Raw genomic sequence first — 15,505 nt, forward strand, 5'->3', positions numbered from 1 at the left:
AAGGCGCGCGGGCGCGCGCGTCTAGGCGGCGCGCCCGCAGGGGCGGGGCCGTGTGCGCCGCTATCCTCAGGTCATGCAAAAGAAATTGAGCTTATTGCCGTCGGGATCGCGGAAATAGCCGGCGTAGAAATTATCGCCGCGCGGACCCGCCGGGCCTTCATCCTTTGCGCCAAGCGAAATCGCCTTTTTATAGAGTTTGTCGACGGTTTCCGGCTTGTCGCAGGAGAGCGCCACCATGACGCCATTGCCGACGCTGGCCGCATTGCCGTCATAAGGTTTGATGACGCCAATGCCGGGCGTCTCCATGCTGGTCCCCCAGGCGACGAACGTGTCGCCTTCCATAATCCGCTTGGCGCCAATTTCGCCGAGCAGCGCGTCATAGAATTTCGCCGCCTTTTCAACATCGTTCGTACCGAGGGTCACATATCCGATCATGGGTCTCTCTCCTTTTCCATTGATGAACGCTGAATTCTTTAATGATGAGGGCTATTCATATTGTCGCGCGAACGCGCCGCACTGAAAAGCGCGCGGCGCAGTCCGCCCGTTAAAATTGTTGCGAATACGGAGGGGGGCCGCGGATCAGCGCAAACCCCTTTAGCCGTTCTTAAACCCTATGACGCTTCGGCCGCCGCTTCCCCGCCGCTTTCGTCGCCTTCATCGCCGCCGGTCAGCATATCTTCAGCCACCAGGCCGGCGTTCTGACGGATCGCGCGTTCAATCTCTGCGGCCATATCCGGATTGTCTTTCAGGAACTGTTTGGCGTTTTCCCGGCCCTGCCCGATCCGCTCGGAATTATAGGAAAACCACGAGCCTGATTTATCGACGACTTCAGCCTTGACGCCCAGGTCGAGAATTTCGCCCATTTTCGAGACGCCCTCGCCATACATGATGTCGAACTCGACCTGCTTGAACGGCGGCGCGACCTTGTTTTTCACAACCTTGACGCGGGTCTGGTTGCCGACCACTTCGTCGCGGTTCTTGATCGCGCCGATCCGGCGGATATCAAGCCGCACGGAAGAATAAAATTTCAGCGCATTTCCGCCGGTGGTGGTTTCGGGCGAGCCGAACATAACGCCGATTTTCATGCGAATCTGGTTGATGAAAATCACAAGGCAGTTGGAGCGCGAGATCGAACCGGTCAGCTTGCGCAAGGCCTGGCTCATCAGGCGCGCCTGCAGGCCGGGAAGCGAGTCGCCCATTTCGCCCTCCAGTTCAGCGCGCGGCGTCAGCGCGGCGACGGAGTCTATGACCAACACATCAATGGCGCCGGAGCGCACCAGCGTGTCGGCGATTTCGAGCGCCTGCTCGCCGGTGTCCGGCTGGGAAATCAGAAGATCGTCGAGATTGACGCCGAGTTTTTGCGCATAAACCGGATCGAGCGCGTGTTCGGCGTCGATAAAGGCGGCGGTGCCGCCGGTCTTTTGTGTTTCGGCCGCCACATGCAGCGCCAGCGTCGTTTTACCGGAGCTTTCCGGCCCGTAAATCTCCACCACGCGGCCCTTTGGCAGCCCGCCAATGCCGAGCGCGATGTCGAGCCCCAGCGAGCCGGTGGAAATCGATTCCATATCGACAACCTCGCGGTCGCCGAGCCGCATCAACGAGCCCTTCCCAAACGCCTTGTCTATCTGGGAAATCGCTGATTCCAGCGCTTTTGACTTGTCCACGTCGCCCGCCTCCACAACTCGCAAACCGCCTTTGATCATTACCGCCTCCGTTGCCTGACCGGGACCGTCCCGTCAATGACGCGCGAATGTACGCCTTTTGTTCCATTTTTGCAAGGTGTATAACGAACTGTTTTTTAATATCTTTTCTTATTTGTTCTAATTTTGTGCTTTTGGGTCTAATGCCGCCTGGCCGAACCCCGCAGGTCCGGCAAATATCGCACGCTGAAATCTTCCTTTTGCGATTCGGCCGTGCGGCGCAGGTCCGCGCATGAGATTTTCTGTTCGCCGGGGAACGCGGTAAGGATAGCCTGATCGGCCTTTTTGGCTTTTCAAACCTGGCCCTGACGCGAAACATGCCGCTACCGCGAAACTGGCCGCCATCACATAACAGGACTGCGCAAAGACAGCGCTGGGCGGAGGAACGGAGAGAAAATGCGGATATTTTTCTGGGCTGTTTGCTCCGTATGCGTTCTTGTATCGCCCTATGCCGCCGCTGCGGCGGGGCGCGCGCAGGCAAACGATTTCCCGCGGTCAGCAGAAACGGCGCCGGACGCCGCTGCCGCCAGGGACCCTGTCGCGCATCGCGCCGTACTTTCCTTTGACGGGCTTGATGATTTGACGGTTTATATTCTGCGGCCCGCCGAACTGGACCCGGCGGGTCACAAGGTCCTTCTCTATTTCGTTGGCGGCGGTCAGGAAGAAAAATATGTGGAGCAGATGCTCGGCTCACACATCGCGCAAGAGGCTGTGCGCCGCGGGTTTATTTTCGTCTCGCCGGCCGCGCCATGCTGGTCGTGCACCTTCGTTGCGAAGGGCGAAGATTATTTTCCGGCGCTGTTTGAAAAACTTGCGGAACTGCTGCCCATGTCGGAGCGCCGGTTCCACCTGATGGGATATTCCAACGGCGGACGGTCTTCTTTACATATCGGCACGCGCCATCCGGAAATGACGGCGTCCATCACCGCCTATCCCGGCTATTTGCGCAACCGCAAATACAAGCTGCTTGAAGGTTTGAGCGACACCTGCGTCGTCATGTATGTGGGGCGCGAAGACAAGGGGTTTCTCGCCGGGCACCGGGCGACGGTCGGCCGGCTGAAAAGATACGGCCACGGCGTTCATGAAAAAATTTATTCGCGCGAGGGACACAATATCGACCCCTTGTGGTCGTCCGACGGCGCCAGGCTGTTAATGGACGGCGTTGAAAACAGCTTGGGCTGTTCCGGGACGGCGTAAACCGCCTCCCCCTATCCGCGCTCTTCGCCGGTCAAATAGCGGTAGGCGACGCCGCCGGCCGCTGTCCACAACGCCACGCTGAGAATTGTGTAGGCATATGTCGCCGCGGCGTAGGTCCAGTATCGCGGCTTTGAAATGTCATACATATTCAGTTGCGCCTGGGCGATGCGCTCTTCTATTTCACGCATCGCAGCTTCGTCGCCGCCGCTCGCGATCATCTCCGGGATCAGGGAGAACATTTCGCCCGCCGCAATTCCTGCATAAACGCCGCCAATCACGATGAAAACGAGAAACCAGAGGAGCCAGTAACACAACAGGCTCCAGCCGGCGCCCGCCGTCGCTTCCCATGACTTTGCGATCCCAACCGTCCGCTCGCCGACAGACGCCGCAAAGGCCACCGAAAGGCGCAGCATGAACCAGATGATGCCGGCGAAAAATGCAAGCATCAGGAGCAATGACACAAGACCGGCGACGGCCTGCGAAGCAAGGGCCGAAATAACCCCGATCACTGTAACGCCCAGCGCGCCGGCGATGGCGGCGAGCATGAACATGACAATCAGCAGGACATAGGTCACGAAGACCCGGAACTCGTCCGGACCATAGGAAAGATACAGGGGCAGTCGCGGCGCCTCGCCGCGCACAACATGTTTCAGCACGCCGGCGATCATCATGGGGTAGAATATGGCTGACGCCAGAAGCAGGATGGCGTTCGATTTCAAGCCGTCGCCCATAGCGGCGAAAACGGCCGCCTGATCGCCGCCGGCGCTTTCGATCTCGATCATATTGAGCTGCGCCTGCGAAAGCGCAGGCATGACATAGGTCATGACCGCCATTAACAATAACGCGGGCAGCCATGTGATCCGCAACAGCGTTAAAAAATGCGCCGCGACGTAAGAAATCGATGCGCTGAAGGCCGTAAACACCGGCATTTTCATTATTCGCCCCATATCGGCGCGGATCGCTCTGATCCCGCAAGTCTGTTTGATCGTCAGACTAACGTGGAACTGCAAGACAAAACAACTGTTTAAATATTGCATCCTGTATCCGGGCGATGCTGTGAAAGTTCGGAGAAAAGCGGTTCTCTCGCTGACCGGATTGAGGTAAACACACAAAGCGTTTTTCGTTTCACAATTATGTCGCGAAACAAGGGTTTCACATGGGCCGGATTTTATTTTTCGTCGTCGCCGCCGTTGCAGTTTTCATCGCCGTCCTTTTGTTTCTGCCAGGCCTCATTCCGGTCTCGGCGTTTAAAGGGCGTATCGAAACCGCCGCCTCGAACGCTGTGGGGCGTGACGTGACAATCTCGGATAATCTTTCATTCCGAATTTTTCCGCGTACGGCGTTTCACGTTGAAGAATTGCAGATCGCCAATGCAGACGGATTTGAAGGGCCCTATCTGATCCGCGTCGATGAAGCCGACATTGGCGTGAAACTGTTTCCGCTGCTTTCGGAATCTGTTGAGATTGACCGGTTTGTGCTGGTGCGGCCGGATATCCGGCTGCGGCGCAACCAGAATGGCGATGTGAACTGGAACCTCGCCTCCGCTGAAACGCCGGAAGCAGACGCTCCTGAAGATGAAGCACAATCGGCAGGCGCCGCGCCGCGCGATTTGAAACTTGGCGATGTGCGCATTGTCGAAGGCGCGGCAAGCTATGAAGACGCGGCCGCCGGCGCCAGCTACGCCGCTGAAGACATCAATATGTCCCTCGTTTTGAAAAGCCTTGCTGAACCGCTGGAAGCGGAAGGCGACATGGTGTTTCAGGGCTCGCCGGCGAACGTCGATATCGTCCTGACAAGCCTCGCCAGTATTCTGGAAAAAGAGCCGAGCGACTTAAAACTTGATTTGACCATCGGCGAGACCGTTGCGGGCGCCGATTTGACGTTGAATATGGCCGACGGCGTTCGGTATTCAGGTCCCGTTACGTTTGAAGCGCCTGACCTGCCCGCCTTCGCCGCGTTGGCGGGCACTGAACTGGCCGAGGCGCCAGGGTTTGACCGTCTGTCGGTTAAAGGCGACATCGACGGCGGCGACACGGCGCTCCGGCTGGAGAATGCGGAAATCGTTTTCGACGACGTTGCGGCGCAGGGCGTCATGAGCCTCGACTGGGCGGGCGCAAGGCCCAATGCAACAGGGGTTCTGTCTGCGGACACGCTCGATTTGCGCCCCTACATGCCGCCGCCGTCGGATAGCGCGGAAGGGTTTCCGGCATGGTCGGAAGCGAAGATGGATTTTACCAGCTTGCGCAATATCGACGCCCAGTTTGACATTTCGACCAATTCAATTTTCGTCAACGATCTCGAATTTGGCGAAAGCCGGATCAAGCTGACGATCGACGCCGGACGCATGACGGCGGAAATTCCCGAACTCTCCATGTATGGCGGACAAGGGTCAGGCCGCATGGTGGTCAACGCCAGGGGCGCAACGCCTTCTTTCGCCGGCAATTTCGATGTCGGATCGGTGCAGGCCCAGCCGCTGACCGAAGACTTGATGAAACACGACAACCTACTGGGCCTCGGTTCATTCAAATTCAATTTTGAAGCGGCGGGCGACAGTCAGGCGGCGATTATGCGCAGCATTGACGGGTCCGGCGGTTTTGACCTTGCGGACGGGGCATTGAAAGGCGTCAACATCGCCGGGATCGTCAGGGCGGTGAGCGAATTCCAGACCGGTTTTAACCCGGCTGCGCTGCAACGCGCGGTTTCCGAGGCGCGCGGTCCATCTCAACAGACGGATTTTTCGGAGTTCCTGTCCGATTTCACAATTACAAATGGACTGGTTGATGCGCCGACGATTAATCTCACTGGGCCATATCTGACCATGACCGGCGCCGGCAATGTCAATCTCGCCCAGCAGACCATCGATATTCGTCTGCAACCGCGCGGCGCCACAACCATTGACGGCGAAGGCGGCAGAACAATCAGCATTCCCGTTCGCGTGGGCGGCACCTTTTCCAAACCGACCATAGGCATTGACGCCGAATCGCTCGCCAGAACGGGTCTGCAACGCACGCTCGGCGATGTTTTGAACCGCAACCGCGGCGGCGATGATGAAAACGGCGATGGAGAAGCGCAGAATGACGATCCGGCGAGCACCATTTTGAAAGGCATCCTGGGCGGTCAAAATCGCGAAAATCAGACGCCGCAAGATGAAAACGCCGATCAGGAGAATTCCGGCCAGGAAAATGCCGAACCTGAGGCGTCAACGGAAGACGCTTTGATCAACGAAGGCCTGAACGCCATTTTTGGAAACCGGAAAAAACCGGCGGCGCAGGAGGAAACCGCCGAGGAAACCCCCGAGCCATAAATGAAAAAACCGCTCTGCCCACATGACTAGACAGAGCGGTTCTCTTTTCACCAGCGTTTTACCACCGGTTGCGGGATCACTCATGCGCGGCCGGGTCCGGACAATTTGATTTTGAACGTCTCATCAGCATTGCAATCAGTACGATAGCGATGATTGGCGAGGCGACGATAAAAAGCGTCATCGCGACAGCGCCGCCGGCGGCGACCAGCCCGATCAACGCGCCGAAAAGACCGACGACAATTCCGAACGCTGCTACAATCAAACCAATAATGATGCCTGCGAGACCGCCAAAACCGGCGACAAGCGCTTCGGCCGCCGTCAATTGCGGCTCTGAATAAAAATACGCGCCAATGGATAAAGCGCCCCCCAGAAACAGGATCAGAACAATCGGAAGGTAAAGCCAGGCGGCGCCTGAACGTGTGGATTGGGTATATTCTGTAGTCGTCATTTTCGCACCCCTTATTTCAAGCAGACGAATCTGCATGCCTTTTCTTTGGTGTTTTCTTATTACGCGGTACGAATATATTATTCGTCGTTTCGCCGAGCCGTCTCAAGTCTTCCCAGCGCATATTCCGTGCACTTTATCGCGAAATCACACCATTCACGTCACGCATAGGCGGCAATTTCGGAACCCGCTGCTGCGCTGCACTGTTATCCATTCGAGAATTAAGGAGAAATCGTATGGATTTATCTTGGGAAATTCTGTTTCCAATTGGGACTCTGATATTATTCGGCGGTCTCGCTTGGGGCTTTATTCAAAGCAAGCGCGTTTCCAAGCGCGAGCAAGAAATCACCGAAACGGCAACCCATGAAATGTACGAGCATCCGGAAGATTACAAACATGGCGAACGCCAAGCGTTAAAAGAGGCGTCAAAACGCGAACAGGAACGGCAACGAGAAGACTGACGGATGCCGCGCTGGCGCTTGCCCCGGATCAGGGCGTTTGATAGGTCGAACAAAATAGTCGAACGCTGAGCAATAAAGTGCCAACGAAAAAACTATCAAGAAACGCTCCACGCGCCTGGCAACGCATGCTTTCAGGCCGGCGGCTGGATCTTCTCGATCCCTCGCCTATCGATATCGAAATTGAGGATATCGCTCATGGCCTCGCCCGCGTCGCGCGATGGAACGGACAAACCGCCGGTCCGCTTCCTTTTAATGTGTCGCAACATTCGGTGATTGTGGAAAGCTTCTGCAGCGAAATGAAACCGGGCTGGCCGGCGAAATGGCGTCTCGCCGCGCTCCTGCACGATGCCCCGGAATTTGTTATCGGCGACATGATTTCTCCGTTCAAGGCGCAGTTGGGTCATCAGTATAAAGACATTGAATCCAGACTGATGCAGGCGATCCACTTGCGGTTTGGCCTGCCGGCGCATTTGCCTGAAAATATCGAGCGATTAATCAAGCGCGCCGATCAGGCCAGCGCTTATTTCGAGGCCGTGCAACTGGCCGGTTTTGATCCGGCGGAAGCGCGAAAATTCTTTGGCGCGCCGCGCGGCATAGCGCATGTCGAGATTAAAGTAATGACGACGCTGCAGGCGCAGAACGCCTATCTGACGCGTTTCAGAGAGCTGACAAAGTCACTGGCCGCTTAATAAGCGCGGCGGACCGGTCAATTTTGCGCGAACTCAAGCCACTGTGAGAAGACAGGCCCTTCACAGCCGCCGCCGCCCGGTAGTAATGACTTGTTGAAGATCAGGCTGCAATATTGGCCCGAAAAGCTTTCAGTCGGAAGATTCGAGAATGCCGTTGGTGATCGTCAGTTCGCTTGCTTCGGTCGATGATGTTTTCAAACATCACGATCCTGCATTCGCCATATCCATCCTCGATCATGACGACGCGCTTCCCGCCGCGATCAGCGCGCTGCCGGAAGGCAATCAATTGCGCCTCGGCCGGAGCGACGGCGATGCGGCCGAAAATGAAACCCGCTGGCCGCCTGCAATTCTCGCCCTTGCAAAACGCTGGGCCGCCACCGACAGCAATATTCTCGTTCACTGCCATCGCGGCGTCGCGCGGTCCATGGCGATCGCTTATATTCTCATGTGCATGAGAGAACATGACGCGTGCGAGCAAAAAATCGCCCATCGCCTGCGCGCAGCGGCGCCGCACGCCGACCCGAACCTTCTGCTCGTTTCCAGCGCCGACGCCGCACTAAAGCGCGACGATCGCATGGTGTCGGCGGTGCTCGACATGTGTCCGAGTTGCCCGACCATATCAGCGCCGGTTGTGACCTTGCCGGTTGCCTGAAAAATCCGGCATACAGTCGGGATGAATATCACGCCGGCTCCAACCATCGCCACTAATGTCGCCGTCGCGCTGAATGCGGTCATCGCGGTTGTCGATGAGGAACAACCGAAGGTGCTCACAGTTCGGGGCGCGAACCGCTCGCTGGCGTTGCCTTACGGGCCTTTCGACCCGGAGCGTCACCGCACATTTGAAATCGGCGTGCGTGAATGGGTGGAGCGCCAGACCCATGTTTCGCTGGGCTACGTTGAGCAGCTTTATACATTCGGCGATAAGGGACGTGAAGCGCCGGCGGCGGCGCTCGCAGGGGGCGCTGGCGGCCGGGTTGTTTCCGTGGGATATCTGGCGCTGGCGCCGGAGGCCGCCGATATCCTCGGCGAAAACGCCTCATGGAATGATTGGTACGCATTGTTTCCGTGGGAGGATTGGCGCCATGGCGAGCCGGCAGTGTTACGTGAACAGATTATCCCTGCGCTCTATGACTGGAGCGCAAAAGGGCGAACGGCCGATGTTAAACGCGCCCGAATGGCCAGAATCAACATTGCGTTCGGCGTTGACGGATTTCAGTGGGAAGAAGAACGCACGCTCGACCGCTATGAGTTGATGTATGAAGCCGAAATTGTTCCCGAAGCCTTACGCGACCGGAAAGAAACCGGCGCCGGGTCAGCGCCTTTGACAAATCCGGCCAGCGCAACGGCGGGCGTCGCCATGATTTCCGACCACCGCCGCATTCTCGCCACCGCCATCGGCCGCCTGCGGGGCAAGCTGAAATACCGCCCGATTATATTTGAAATGATCGGGCCGTCCTTTACCCTCTTGCAACTGCAACGTACTGTGGAAGCCATCGTCGGCTTTAATTTTCATAAGCAGAATTTCCGGCGCAGCGTCGAAAAGTCCGGCTTTGTTGAAAGCACTGGCGAGGCTACAGGCGATTCCGGCGGCCGTCCGGCGGCGCTGTTTCGCGTCGACCGAAAAGGATTGAAGGATCGCGCGGCGACGGGCCTCGCCATACCAAGGCTTCGCCGGTCAGGGGCTTAAGTCAAAATCGTAACAAGGACAATTTCTATGCGGAAATTCATCACCTTTTTCCTGGCGCCCATAATGCTCACGAACGCAAGCGCCCACGACCCGGCGGCCAAGGCGACTTACCTTGGCAATGAAGGCGTGATGGTCGCCCGCGGCGACACAAAAATCCTGTTCGATGCATTTTACGCCAGCAGTTATGAACAATACGCGCTCGTTCCCGACCACATTGCCGAAGCGATGCTTGAAGGCGCGGCGCCTTATGACGGCGTCGACGCCATATTTGTCAGCCATGTCCATGGCGATCACTTCACTGCGGCGCCGGCGATCGCCTATATGCGGGCGCAAGAAGACGTGACGCTTTATGCATCGGTGCAGATTCGCGAAGCGTTCCTTGAGGCAGGCGTCGAGGAAGACGATCCGCTCTTATCACGCGTGCGCACATTCGATTTCATACCGGGCGGCGACCCTATTACTGTGGAACTCGAAAATCTGCTCGTCGACGCTGTCGCAATCCCGCATGCGGGCGACAGACCGGACGTTCAAAATGTCGCGTGGCGCGTGAGCCTTGATGACGAAACGACAGTAATCCATCTCGGCGACGCCGATACAGAGCCGGCGCATTTCGAAAGACACCGCGAACACTTTGCGTCTCGCAATCATGACGCCGCTTTCCCGCCTTATTGGTTTTATCTCAATGAAAATGGGCGAAGAGTCCTCGAAACCTATATCGCTGCGGATCACACCATCGGTGTACATGTTCCCGCCCGCGCTGCAGGGAACGGAAACGCCTGGCGCGCGCGGGCTGACGGGGACCTCTTCACCGATCCCGGCGAGACGCGCGCGATTGGCGGCGCTCAGGCGAGCGAGGACGAGTAATTCTCAAGGACGCCCTCCCAGCCCTGGTCGTAGTTATTGCGCCACTCGGCGCCGTCGGGCCGCGTATCCCAACCGCGATGGATCAGAGTCAGGGTTGATCGCTCTTTCCCGGCGTCGCGAAATGCGACTTCAACTTCCGTCGCTTTATCAGGCGCTTCCAGCACCCAGGAGAACACGAGACGGTTCGGCGCATCGCAGACGAGCACCCGCCCCCATTCGCGCTCCTTGCCGGATTTTTCGATCTCATAGACCCGCCCGCCGGTTCTGGTTTCGAACTTGACCGTTTCGGCGTCTTCTTGCGCCAGCGAGTGCGTCGTCTTGGGCCACCAGAGCTGAATATTTTCCGTAAAGTGATGAAAAGCCCTTTCCGCCGAGACATTAAGCTCAAGCGTCTTGACAATTGGTTCAACCGTGGTTGCCGCCGGCATCGGGTTTCTCCTTTTTCCTTATTTAACCGTCTTTCATTTCAAGCGAGCGCTTGTAAGTATCCAGCGCCTCGTCCCAGAACCGGTCGAAATAGCTTCGCAGTTCTCCAATGCCTTCCGTATCGAGACGATAGATGCGCCTGACGCCTTCGCGCTGTTCCGTGACCAGACCGGCGTCTTTCAACACCTTCAGATGTTGCGACACTGCGGGCCGCGATACCGGCAAGCCTTCGGCAAGCACGCCGACGGATAAGGGCCCCGCCCGGAGCTTTTCAAAAACCGCGCGTCGCGTGGGAACCGCCAAAGCCTCAAATTTTCTTTCGTAAGTCATGACTAACTAATTATGCGGAAAATTTAGGTAAGTCAAGACTTACCAAACTGGATATATGCCATTTTTCTTATATTTAACGTAGATTTTGTCGATTGACGCATACGGATTATCGGCTATTTTGAAGCCTTCGCCCCTTGCGGGCGTATATTTTGGCCCTATATATGCTCTAGTTGAGCATAATTGGTTTCCCACCCCCGCGCGTATTTCGGGCGAAACCGCAAAGGAGGCGACGCATGCCTGCATTTGGCGATGAGTTCGCGAAAGACGCCCTGCCCTACACGCAAGAGGTGCGCGCGAAAACCGATCATCTTTATGAAAAGGTGAAAACCGTAATCCCTGAATTCGAATGGCGCCTGCACGCGCCTTACATTGCGGCGATCAACGATCTCAAAAAACAAAAGAACGCTGTCATTCTGGCGCACAATTACATGACGCCGGAGATTTTCAACTGCGTCGGTGATTTCGCAGGCGATAGCTTGCAGCTCGCAAAAGAAGCCGCAAAAAGCGACGCGGACATTATTGTTCAGGCCGGCGTGCACTTCATGGCCGAAACGTCGAAAATTCTGTGTCCGGAAAAAACCGTATTGATCCCGGATTTGCGCGCGGGTTGTTCCCTCGCCGCATCGATCACAGGCGCGGATGTGCGCCTCCTCAAACAGAAATATCCGGGCGTGCCGGTGGTGACTTATGTAAACACCACGGCTGACGTCAAAGCCGAAACCGATATCTGCTGCACGTCGTCGAACGCCGTTGAAGTCGTCGAACAGGCGGCGGAAGAATTCGGCACCGATACGGTCATTCTGATCCCGGACCAATTCCTCGCCAAAAATGTCGCCGCCATGACAAATATCAAGATCGTGACCTGGGCCGGCGCCTGCGAAGTGCATGAGCGCTTTACGGCGGACGACATTCGCGAAATCCGCGAGGGCAATCCGGGCGTCATCGTGCTGGCCCATCCCGAATGCCCGCCGGATGTGCTGGCTGAGGCCGATTTCGCCGGCTCCACCAGCGGCATGTCGAATTACGTCAAGGACAACCAGCCCGACAATGTGGTGCTGATCACGGAATGCTCCATGTCGGACAATGTGGCGCTGGAAAACCCCAAAGTGAATTTCGTGCGGCCCTGTAACCTCTGCCCGCATATGAAGCGGATTTCTTTGCCGAAAATTCTGCGCGCGCTTCAAACCATGCAGCACGAAGTCCTGATCGATCCGGAGATTATCGAAAAAGCGCGCAAGCCCATCGAAAGAATGATCGCCCTGCCCCTGAAATGCCAGTCCATGTATAATCATCAGCGCAAGCCGGAAGTGGCGGCGATCGAGGCGCGGGTTTGAGATTTCATTGATGCAGGAAATGCAAAATACGTTCTGTGTCATGCCCAGGCTTGTCCCAGGCATCCAGCTTTTTAGGCGACGTCTTTACAGCAGGACTGGATCGCCGGGACAAGCCCGGCGATGACAACATTAGCAGGCAAAAGCTCCTTTAATCTCTTACTAAATGAAGCTTCCAAGAAGTTCGTCTTTATTTCGCCAGTATGGTGCTGGTCTATTTTCACAATATCTTTTTTGAGCGCTTTGCTTGTTCCTGTCAGAGGCGTCATCTTCACATTAATCCAAGCCGTTACCTTCATGTTCTTAATGGGGTGGGCTTTTTTTTCACGGCGATGGATAATAATGAACTTCGACATCAATCCGCGTTTAGGCAAAAGACATAGCGATATTTTGTTTCTGATATCGTTTGCTATTTTCTACGCAGCGTCACTGTTAAAACCAATGCTAGAGCTACAAGCAAATATCGTGGGTAGCATAGCGGGGCTTGGTATTTTATTCTTTCTATTCTCCGCGCCATTTGCTTTAGTCAAAGCGGAGACCAAGCCTTCGAATTATGGAAGCAGCGCCTTCGCGGCTTTTTTGATGTATTGCTATCTGCCGCTCTCAATTTACTGGCTCCGCAAACGGCATCTTCGTTTGTTAGAAACATTAAACAAAAAACCGGAGCGATCCGCTTGAACGCCGACATCCTCATCATCGGCGCTGGCGTTGCGGGGCTTTATACAGCGCTGAAACTCGCGCCCCGTCCCGTCACAGTCATCACCGCGCGCCCGCTGGGCAAGGACGGCGCGAGCGTCTGGGCGCAAGGCGGGCTCGCCGCCGCTGTCGGTGATAACGACACGCCCAACCTTCACTTCGCCGACACCATGCAGGCGGGCGCGGGGCTGGTCGATCCCGAAGCCGCGAGCATATTGGTCGACGGCGGACCGGCGGCGGTGGAAGACCTCATCCGCTACGGCGTGCAATTCGATACGAACAGCGACGGCGCCCTCATCCTCGGACGCGAGGCCGCCCATTGCCGCGACCGGATTGTGCACGCCACCGGCGACCAGGCGGGCGCCGCCATCATGGAAGCGTTGATCAAGGCGGCGCGCGCCGCCGAACACATCACCATCCTTGAACGGATCGTTGTTGAGGACCTCCTCACCGATGACAACGGCGCCGTCGGCGGCGCGCTGATCTACGACGTCGCGGAGGGAGAACGCGAGGCGTTCGACGCCGGGCAAACGGTGCTCGCCACCGGCGGGCTCGGCGGTCTTTACGCCGTCACCACCAACCCGGTTCCGGCGCAGGGGCACGGGCTCGCCTTCGCCGCGCGCGCCGGGGCCGTCATCCGCGATCCGGAATTCGTGCAGTTTCACCCCACCGCGCTCAATATCGGGGCCGACCCGGCCCCGCTGGCGACGGAGGCCTTGCGCGGCGCCGGCGCGGCGCTCGTCAACAAGGATGGCCGCCCCTTCATGAGCGACTATCACAAGGGCGGCGACCTTGGCCCCCGCGATATTGTCGCCCGCGCTGTGGAGGCGGAAATCAAGGCGGGCCGCGGCGCTTTTCTCGACGCGCGCGACGCGGTCGGCGCGAAATTCCCTAACGCGTTCCCTACCGTTTTCACTGCATGTCAGGCCGCCCATATTGATCCGCGAACGGAACTGATGCCGGTCGCCCCGGCCGCGCATTACCACATGGGCGGCGTGATGACGGACCTTGACGGCAAGTCGAGCGTCGAGGGCTTGTGGGCTGTCGGCGAAGTCGCCTCAACCGGCGTGCACGGCGCCAACCGGCTCGCCTCGAACTCACTGCTTGAAGCCGTTGTTTTCGGCGCGCGCATCGCCGATCAGTTGCGCGAAAAAGAGATTACGGCGCCGGATGAGCCTGGTGCGCCGGCTGACCGCATGGACCTGCCGTCCAGACCCGCCGACAAGGAAGCCATGAAAAAGCTGCGCGCCGCCATGAGCGAAGGCTGCGCATTGATACGCAGCGAAGACGGGCTGCTTGACGTCATCGACACGCTGCACGCGTTAAACGAACATGATAACATGACCAGCGGGCTTAAAAGCGCGCTTGTGACCGCCGAGTTGATCGCGCAAGGGGCGCTGATGCGCGAAGAATCGCGCGGCGGGCATTATCGGAGAGATTTTCCGGACACAGAAGAAGACGCATTCCACACCGAGATTTGCGCGACGGATGCATATGAAGAAGAGGACGAGGACGAATGAACCTGACCTCTCCGCCGCAACACATCATTGAGGCCGCCATCAAACAGGCGCTTGCGGAAGACCTTGGCGATGCAGGCGACATCACGACGAATGCGTGCATTCCGCATGACGCCGTGACGACGGCGTCCATTGTTGCGCGCAAAGCCGGCGTCATTTCCGGCGCGCCGCTTGCAAAGTCTGCCTTTCATTTGAATGGCGTCGATTCATTTCACGTCGAGAAGAACGATTCTGAAGCCGTTGCGCCGGGCGATGTCATCGCGACCATAGAAGGACCGGCGCGCGGCATCCTTACTGCTGAACGAGTCGCTCTAAATTTTCTCGGCCATCTTTCGGGTGTAGCGACGGCGACGTCGGCGTTGGTAAAAGCGGTCGAAGGAACCAACGCCAAGATCGTCTGCACACGCAAGACAACGCCGGGCCTGCGCGCGCTGGAAAAATACGCGGTGCGCTGCGGCGGCGGGCACAATCATCGTTTCGGCCTTTATGACGCCGTGATGATCAAGGACAATCACATCGCCGCGGTGGGCGGTATCAAAAAAGCAATCGAGGCGTGCCGCGCCGCCGTGGGACATATGGTGAAAATCGAAGTCGAAATCGACGGGCTCGATCAGCTTGACGCTGCGCTATCCGGCGGCGCCGACATAATCATGCTCGACAACATGGCGCCGGACGACATGAAAAAAGCGGTCGCGGAAGTGAAAGGCCGCGCAGTCCTTGAAGCTTCAGGAAATGTAACGGTTCAGACCGTGCGCGCGATCGCGCAAACCGGCGTCGATATCATATCTTCCGGCTGGATCACGCATTCCGCGCCGGGTTTGGATGTCGGGTTGGATTTCCATTAAACCATGGTGTGAT

Annotated in this window: 18 protein-coding genes; 11 read left to right on the forward strand and 7 right to left on the reverse strand. The window is 57.4% G+C overall.

The window, feature by feature from the left end; all coding sequences use genetic code 11:
• Positions 1-66: 66 nt before the first annotated feature.
• Complete coding sequence (locus ACQK2Q_RS09860; RefSeq protein WP_425409573.1) at positions 67-435, reverse strand: VOC family protein; 369 nt, start codon at positions 433-435, stop codon at positions 67-69.
• Between the two features lie 176 nt (positions 436-611).
• On the reverse strand, positions 612-1,703 hold the full coding sequence (gene recA, locus ACQK2Q_RS09865) for a recombinase RecA (protein ID WP_425409574.1): 1,092 nt from the start codon (positions 1,701-1,703) through the stop codon (positions 612-614).
• Between the two features lie 393 nt (positions 1,704-2,096).
• Here recA and ACQK2Q_RS09870 point away from each other — a divergent pair, with 393 nt between their 5' ends.
• Positions 2,097-2,897: a hypothetical protein gene (locus tag ACQK2Q_RS09870; protein ID WP_425409575.1), complete on the forward strand. Its 801-nt coding sequence runs from the start codon at positions 2,097-2,099 to the stop codon at positions 2,895-2,897.
• Positions 2,898-2,908: 11 nt separating this feature from the next.
• On the opposite strand, the gene ACQK2Q_RS09875 is transcribed toward ACQK2Q_RS09870, so the two are convergent.
• The gene (locus ACQK2Q_RS09875) at positions 2,909-3,832 is read right to left on the reverse strand and encodes a hypothetical protein (protein ID WP_425409576.1); all 924 of its coding nucleotides are present in this window, start codon (positions 3,830-3,832) and stop codon (positions 2,909-2,911) included.
• Positions 3,833-4,053: 221 nt separating this feature from the next.
• Here ACQK2Q_RS09875 and ACQK2Q_RS09880 point away from each other — a divergent pair, with 221 nt between their 5' ends.
• Positions 4,054-6,201 (forward strand): AsmA family protein, encoded by a 2,148-nt coding sequence (locus ACQK2Q_RS09880; protein WP_425409577.1) that lies wholly within the window; start codon positions 4,054-4,056, stop codon positions 6,199-6,201.
• A gap of 76 nt (positions 6,202-6,277) precedes the next feature.
• Here the strand turns inward: ACQK2Q_RS09880 and ACQK2Q_RS09885 are convergent, their stop codons facing one another.
• Entirely contained in the window at positions 6,278-6,649 is a 372-nt protein-coding gene (locus tag ACQK2Q_RS09885; protein ID WP_425409578.1) for a hypothetical protein, read from the reverse strand.
• 233 nt (positions 6,650-6,882) lie between these two features.
• Between ACQK2Q_RS09885 and ACQK2Q_RS09890 the strand changes: the two genes are divergently transcribed.
• The 5 genes from ACQK2Q_RS09890 (at position 6,883) to ACQK2Q_RS09910 (ending at position 10,347) form a co-directional block, all read left to right on the forward strand.
• Positions 6,883-7,107, forward strand: a complete 225-nt coding sequence (locus ACQK2Q_RS09890; RefSeq protein ID WP_425409579.1) for a hypothetical protein — start codon at positions 6,883-6,885, stop codon at positions 7,105-7,107.
• Between the two features lie 125 nt (positions 7,108-7,232).
• The gene (locus ACQK2Q_RS09895) at positions 7,233-7,796 is read left to right on the forward strand and encodes a YfbR-like 5'-deoxynucleotidase (RefSeq protein ID WP_425411142.1); all 564 of its coding nucleotides are present in this window, start codon (positions 7,233-7,235) and stop codon (positions 7,794-7,796) included.
• A 148-nt stretch (positions 7,797-7,944) separates the two neighbouring features.
• Entirely contained in the window at positions 7,945-8,448 is a 504-nt protein-coding gene (locus ACQK2Q_RS09900) for a hypothetical protein (RefSeq protein ID WP_425409580.1), read from the forward strand.
• Between the two features lie 21 nt (positions 8,449-8,469).
• Positions 8,470-9,483: an NUDIX hydrolase gene (locus ACQK2Q_RS09905; RefSeq protein ID WP_425409581.1), complete on the forward strand. Its 1,014-nt coding sequence runs from the start codon at positions 8,470-8,472 to the stop codon at positions 9,481-9,483.
• A 63-nt stretch (positions 9,484-9,546) separates the two neighbouring features.
• Positions 9,547-10,347, forward strand: coding sequence for an MBL fold metallo-hydrolase (locus ACQK2Q_RS09910; RefSeq protein WP_425409582.1), 801 nt, complete (start codon positions 9,547-9,549; stop codon positions 10,345-10,347).
• Here ACQK2Q_RS09910 and ACQK2Q_RS09915 read toward each other — a convergent pair.
• Both ACQK2Q_RS09915 and ACQK2Q_RS09920 read right to left on the reverse strand, forming a co-directional pair.
• On the reverse strand, positions 10,326-10,775 hold the full coding sequence (locus ACQK2Q_RS09915; RefSeq protein WP_425409583.1) for an SRPBCC domain-containing protein: 450 nt from the start codon (positions 10,773-10,775) through the stop codon (positions 10,326-10,328). The genes ACQK2Q_RS09910 and ACQK2Q_RS09915 overlap by 22 nt on opposite strands.
• Positions 10,776-10,797: 22 nt before the next feature.
• The gene (locus ACQK2Q_RS09920; protein ID WP_425409584.1) at positions 10,798-11,103 is read right to left on the reverse strand and encodes an ArsR/SmtB family transcription factor; all 306 of its coding nucleotides are present in this window, start codon (positions 11,101-11,103) and stop codon (positions 10,798-10,800) included.
• A gap of 233 nt (positions 11,104-11,336) precedes the next feature.
• On the opposite strand from ACQK2Q_RS09920, the gene nadA reads away from it, so the two are divergent.
• The gene (gene nadA, locus ACQK2Q_RS09925; RefSeq protein WP_425409585.1) at positions 11,337-12,437 is read left to right on the forward strand and encodes a quinolinate synthase NadA; all 1,101 of its coding nucleotides are present in this window, start codon (positions 11,337-11,339) and stop codon (positions 12,435-12,437) included.
• A 71-nt stretch (positions 12,438-12,508) separates the two neighbouring features.
• On the opposite strand, the gene ACQK2Q_RS09930 is transcribed toward nadA, so the two are convergent.
• Positions 12,509-12,790: a hypothetical protein gene (locus ACQK2Q_RS09930; protein WP_425409586.1), complete on the reverse strand. Its 282-nt coding sequence runs from the start codon at positions 12,788-12,790 to the stop codon at positions 12,509-12,511.
• On the opposite strand from ACQK2Q_RS09930, the gene ACQK2Q_RS09935 reads away from it, so the two are divergent.
• From ACQK2Q_RS09935 to nadC, 3 genes are read left to right on the forward strand one after another with little or no spacing between them, the layout of a single operon-like run.
• Complete coding sequence (locus tag ACQK2Q_RS09935) at positions 12,777-13,112, forward strand: hypothetical protein (RefSeq protein ID WP_425409587.1); 336 nt, start codon at positions 12,777-12,779, stop codon at positions 13,110-13,112. The genes ACQK2Q_RS09930 and ACQK2Q_RS09935 overlap by 14 nt on opposite strands.
• Entirely contained in the window at positions 13,109-14,650 is a 1,542-nt protein-coding gene (locus ACQK2Q_RS09940) for an L-aspartate oxidase (protein ID WP_425409588.1), read from the forward strand. Before ACQK2Q_RS09935 ends, ACQK2Q_RS09940 begins: the two co-directional genes overlap by 4 nt.
• Positions 14,647-15,492 (forward strand): carboxylating nicotinate-nucleotide diphosphorylase, encoded by an 846-nt coding sequence (gene nadC / locus ACQK2Q_RS09945; RefSeq protein ID WP_425409589.1) that lies wholly within the window; start codon positions 14,647-14,649, stop codon positions 15,490-15,492. Before ACQK2Q_RS09940 ends, nadC begins: the two co-directional genes overlap by 4 nt.
• Positions 15,493-15,505: the final 13 nt, after the last annotated feature.

The organism is Hyphococcus sp. (genome assembly GCF_965228385.1).
In the GTDB taxonomy this organism is placed as follows: Bacteria; Pseudomonadota; Alphaproteobacteria; order Caulobacterales; family Parvularculaceae; genus Hyphococcus.

Excerpts from the sequence above, each read along its gene's own strand:
- ACQK2Q_RS09860 (WP_425409573.1), bottom strand. The coding sequence starts at position 435 with ATGATCGGATATGTGACCCTCGGTACGAACGATGTTGAAAAGGCGGCG.
- recA (WP_425409574.1), bottom strand. The coding sequence starts at position 1,703 with ATGATCAAAGGCGGTTTGCGAGTTGTGGAGGCGGGCGACGTGGACAAG.
- ACQK2Q_RS09870 (WP_425409575.1), top strand. The coding sequence starts at position 2,097 with ATGCGGATATTTTTCTGGGCTGTTTGCTCCGTATGCGTTCTTGTATCG.
- ACQK2Q_RS09875 (WP_425409576.1), bottom strand. The coding sequence starts at position 3,832 with ATGAAAATGCCGGTGTTTACGGCCTTCAGCGCATCGATTTCTTACGTC.
- ACQK2Q_RS09880 (WP_425409577.1), top strand. The coding sequence starts at position 4,054 with ATGGGCCGGATTTTATTTTTCGTCGTCGCCGCCGTTGCAGTTTTCATC.
- ACQK2Q_RS09885 (WP_425409578.1), bottom strand. The coding sequence starts at position 6,649 with ATGACGACTACAGAATATACCCAATCCACACGTTCAGGCGCCGCCTGG.
- ACQK2Q_RS09890 (WP_425409579.1), top strand. The coding sequence starts at position 6,883 with ATGGATTTATCTTGGGAAATTCTGTTTCCAATTGGGACTCTGATATTA.
- ACQK2Q_RS09895 (WP_425411142.1), top strand. The coding sequence starts at position 7,233 with ATGCTTTCAGGCCGGCGGCTGGATCTTCTCGATCCCTCGCCTATCGAT.
- ACQK2Q_RS09900 (WP_425409580.1), top strand. The coding sequence starts at position 7,945 with ATGCCGTTGGTGATCGTCAGTTCGCTTGCTTCGGTCGATGATGTTTTC.
- ACQK2Q_RS09905 (WP_425409581.1), top strand. The coding sequence starts at position 8,470 with ATGAATATCACGCCGGCTCCAACCATCGCCACTAATGTCGCCGTCGCG.
- ACQK2Q_RS09910 (WP_425409582.1), top strand. The coding sequence starts at position 9,547 with ATGCTCACGAACGCAAGCGCCCACGACCCGGCGGCCAAGGCGACTTAC.
- ACQK2Q_RS09915 (WP_425409583.1), bottom strand. The coding sequence starts at position 10,775 with ATGCCGGCGGCAACCACGGTTGAACCAATTGTCAAGACGCTTGAGCTT.
- ACQK2Q_RS09920 (WP_425409584.1), bottom strand. The coding sequence starts at position 11,103 with ATGACTTACGAAAGAAAATTTGAGGCTTTGGCGGTTCCCACGCGACGC.
- nadA (WP_425409585.1), top strand. The coding sequence starts at position 11,337 with ATGCCTGCATTTGGCGATGAGTTCGCGAAAGACGCCCTGCCCTACACG.
- ACQK2Q_RS09935 (WP_425409587.1), top strand. The coding sequence starts at position 12,777 with ATGAACTTCGACATCAATCCGCGTTTAGGCAAAAGACATAGCGATATT.
- ACQK2Q_RS09930 (WP_425409586.1), bottom strand. The coding sequence starts at position 12,790 with ATGTCGAAGTTCATTATTATCCATCGCCGTGAAAAAAAAGCCCACCCC.
- nadC (WP_425409589.1), top strand. The coding sequence starts at position 14,647 with ATGAACCTGACCTCTCCGCCGCAACACATCATTGAGGCCGCCATCAAA.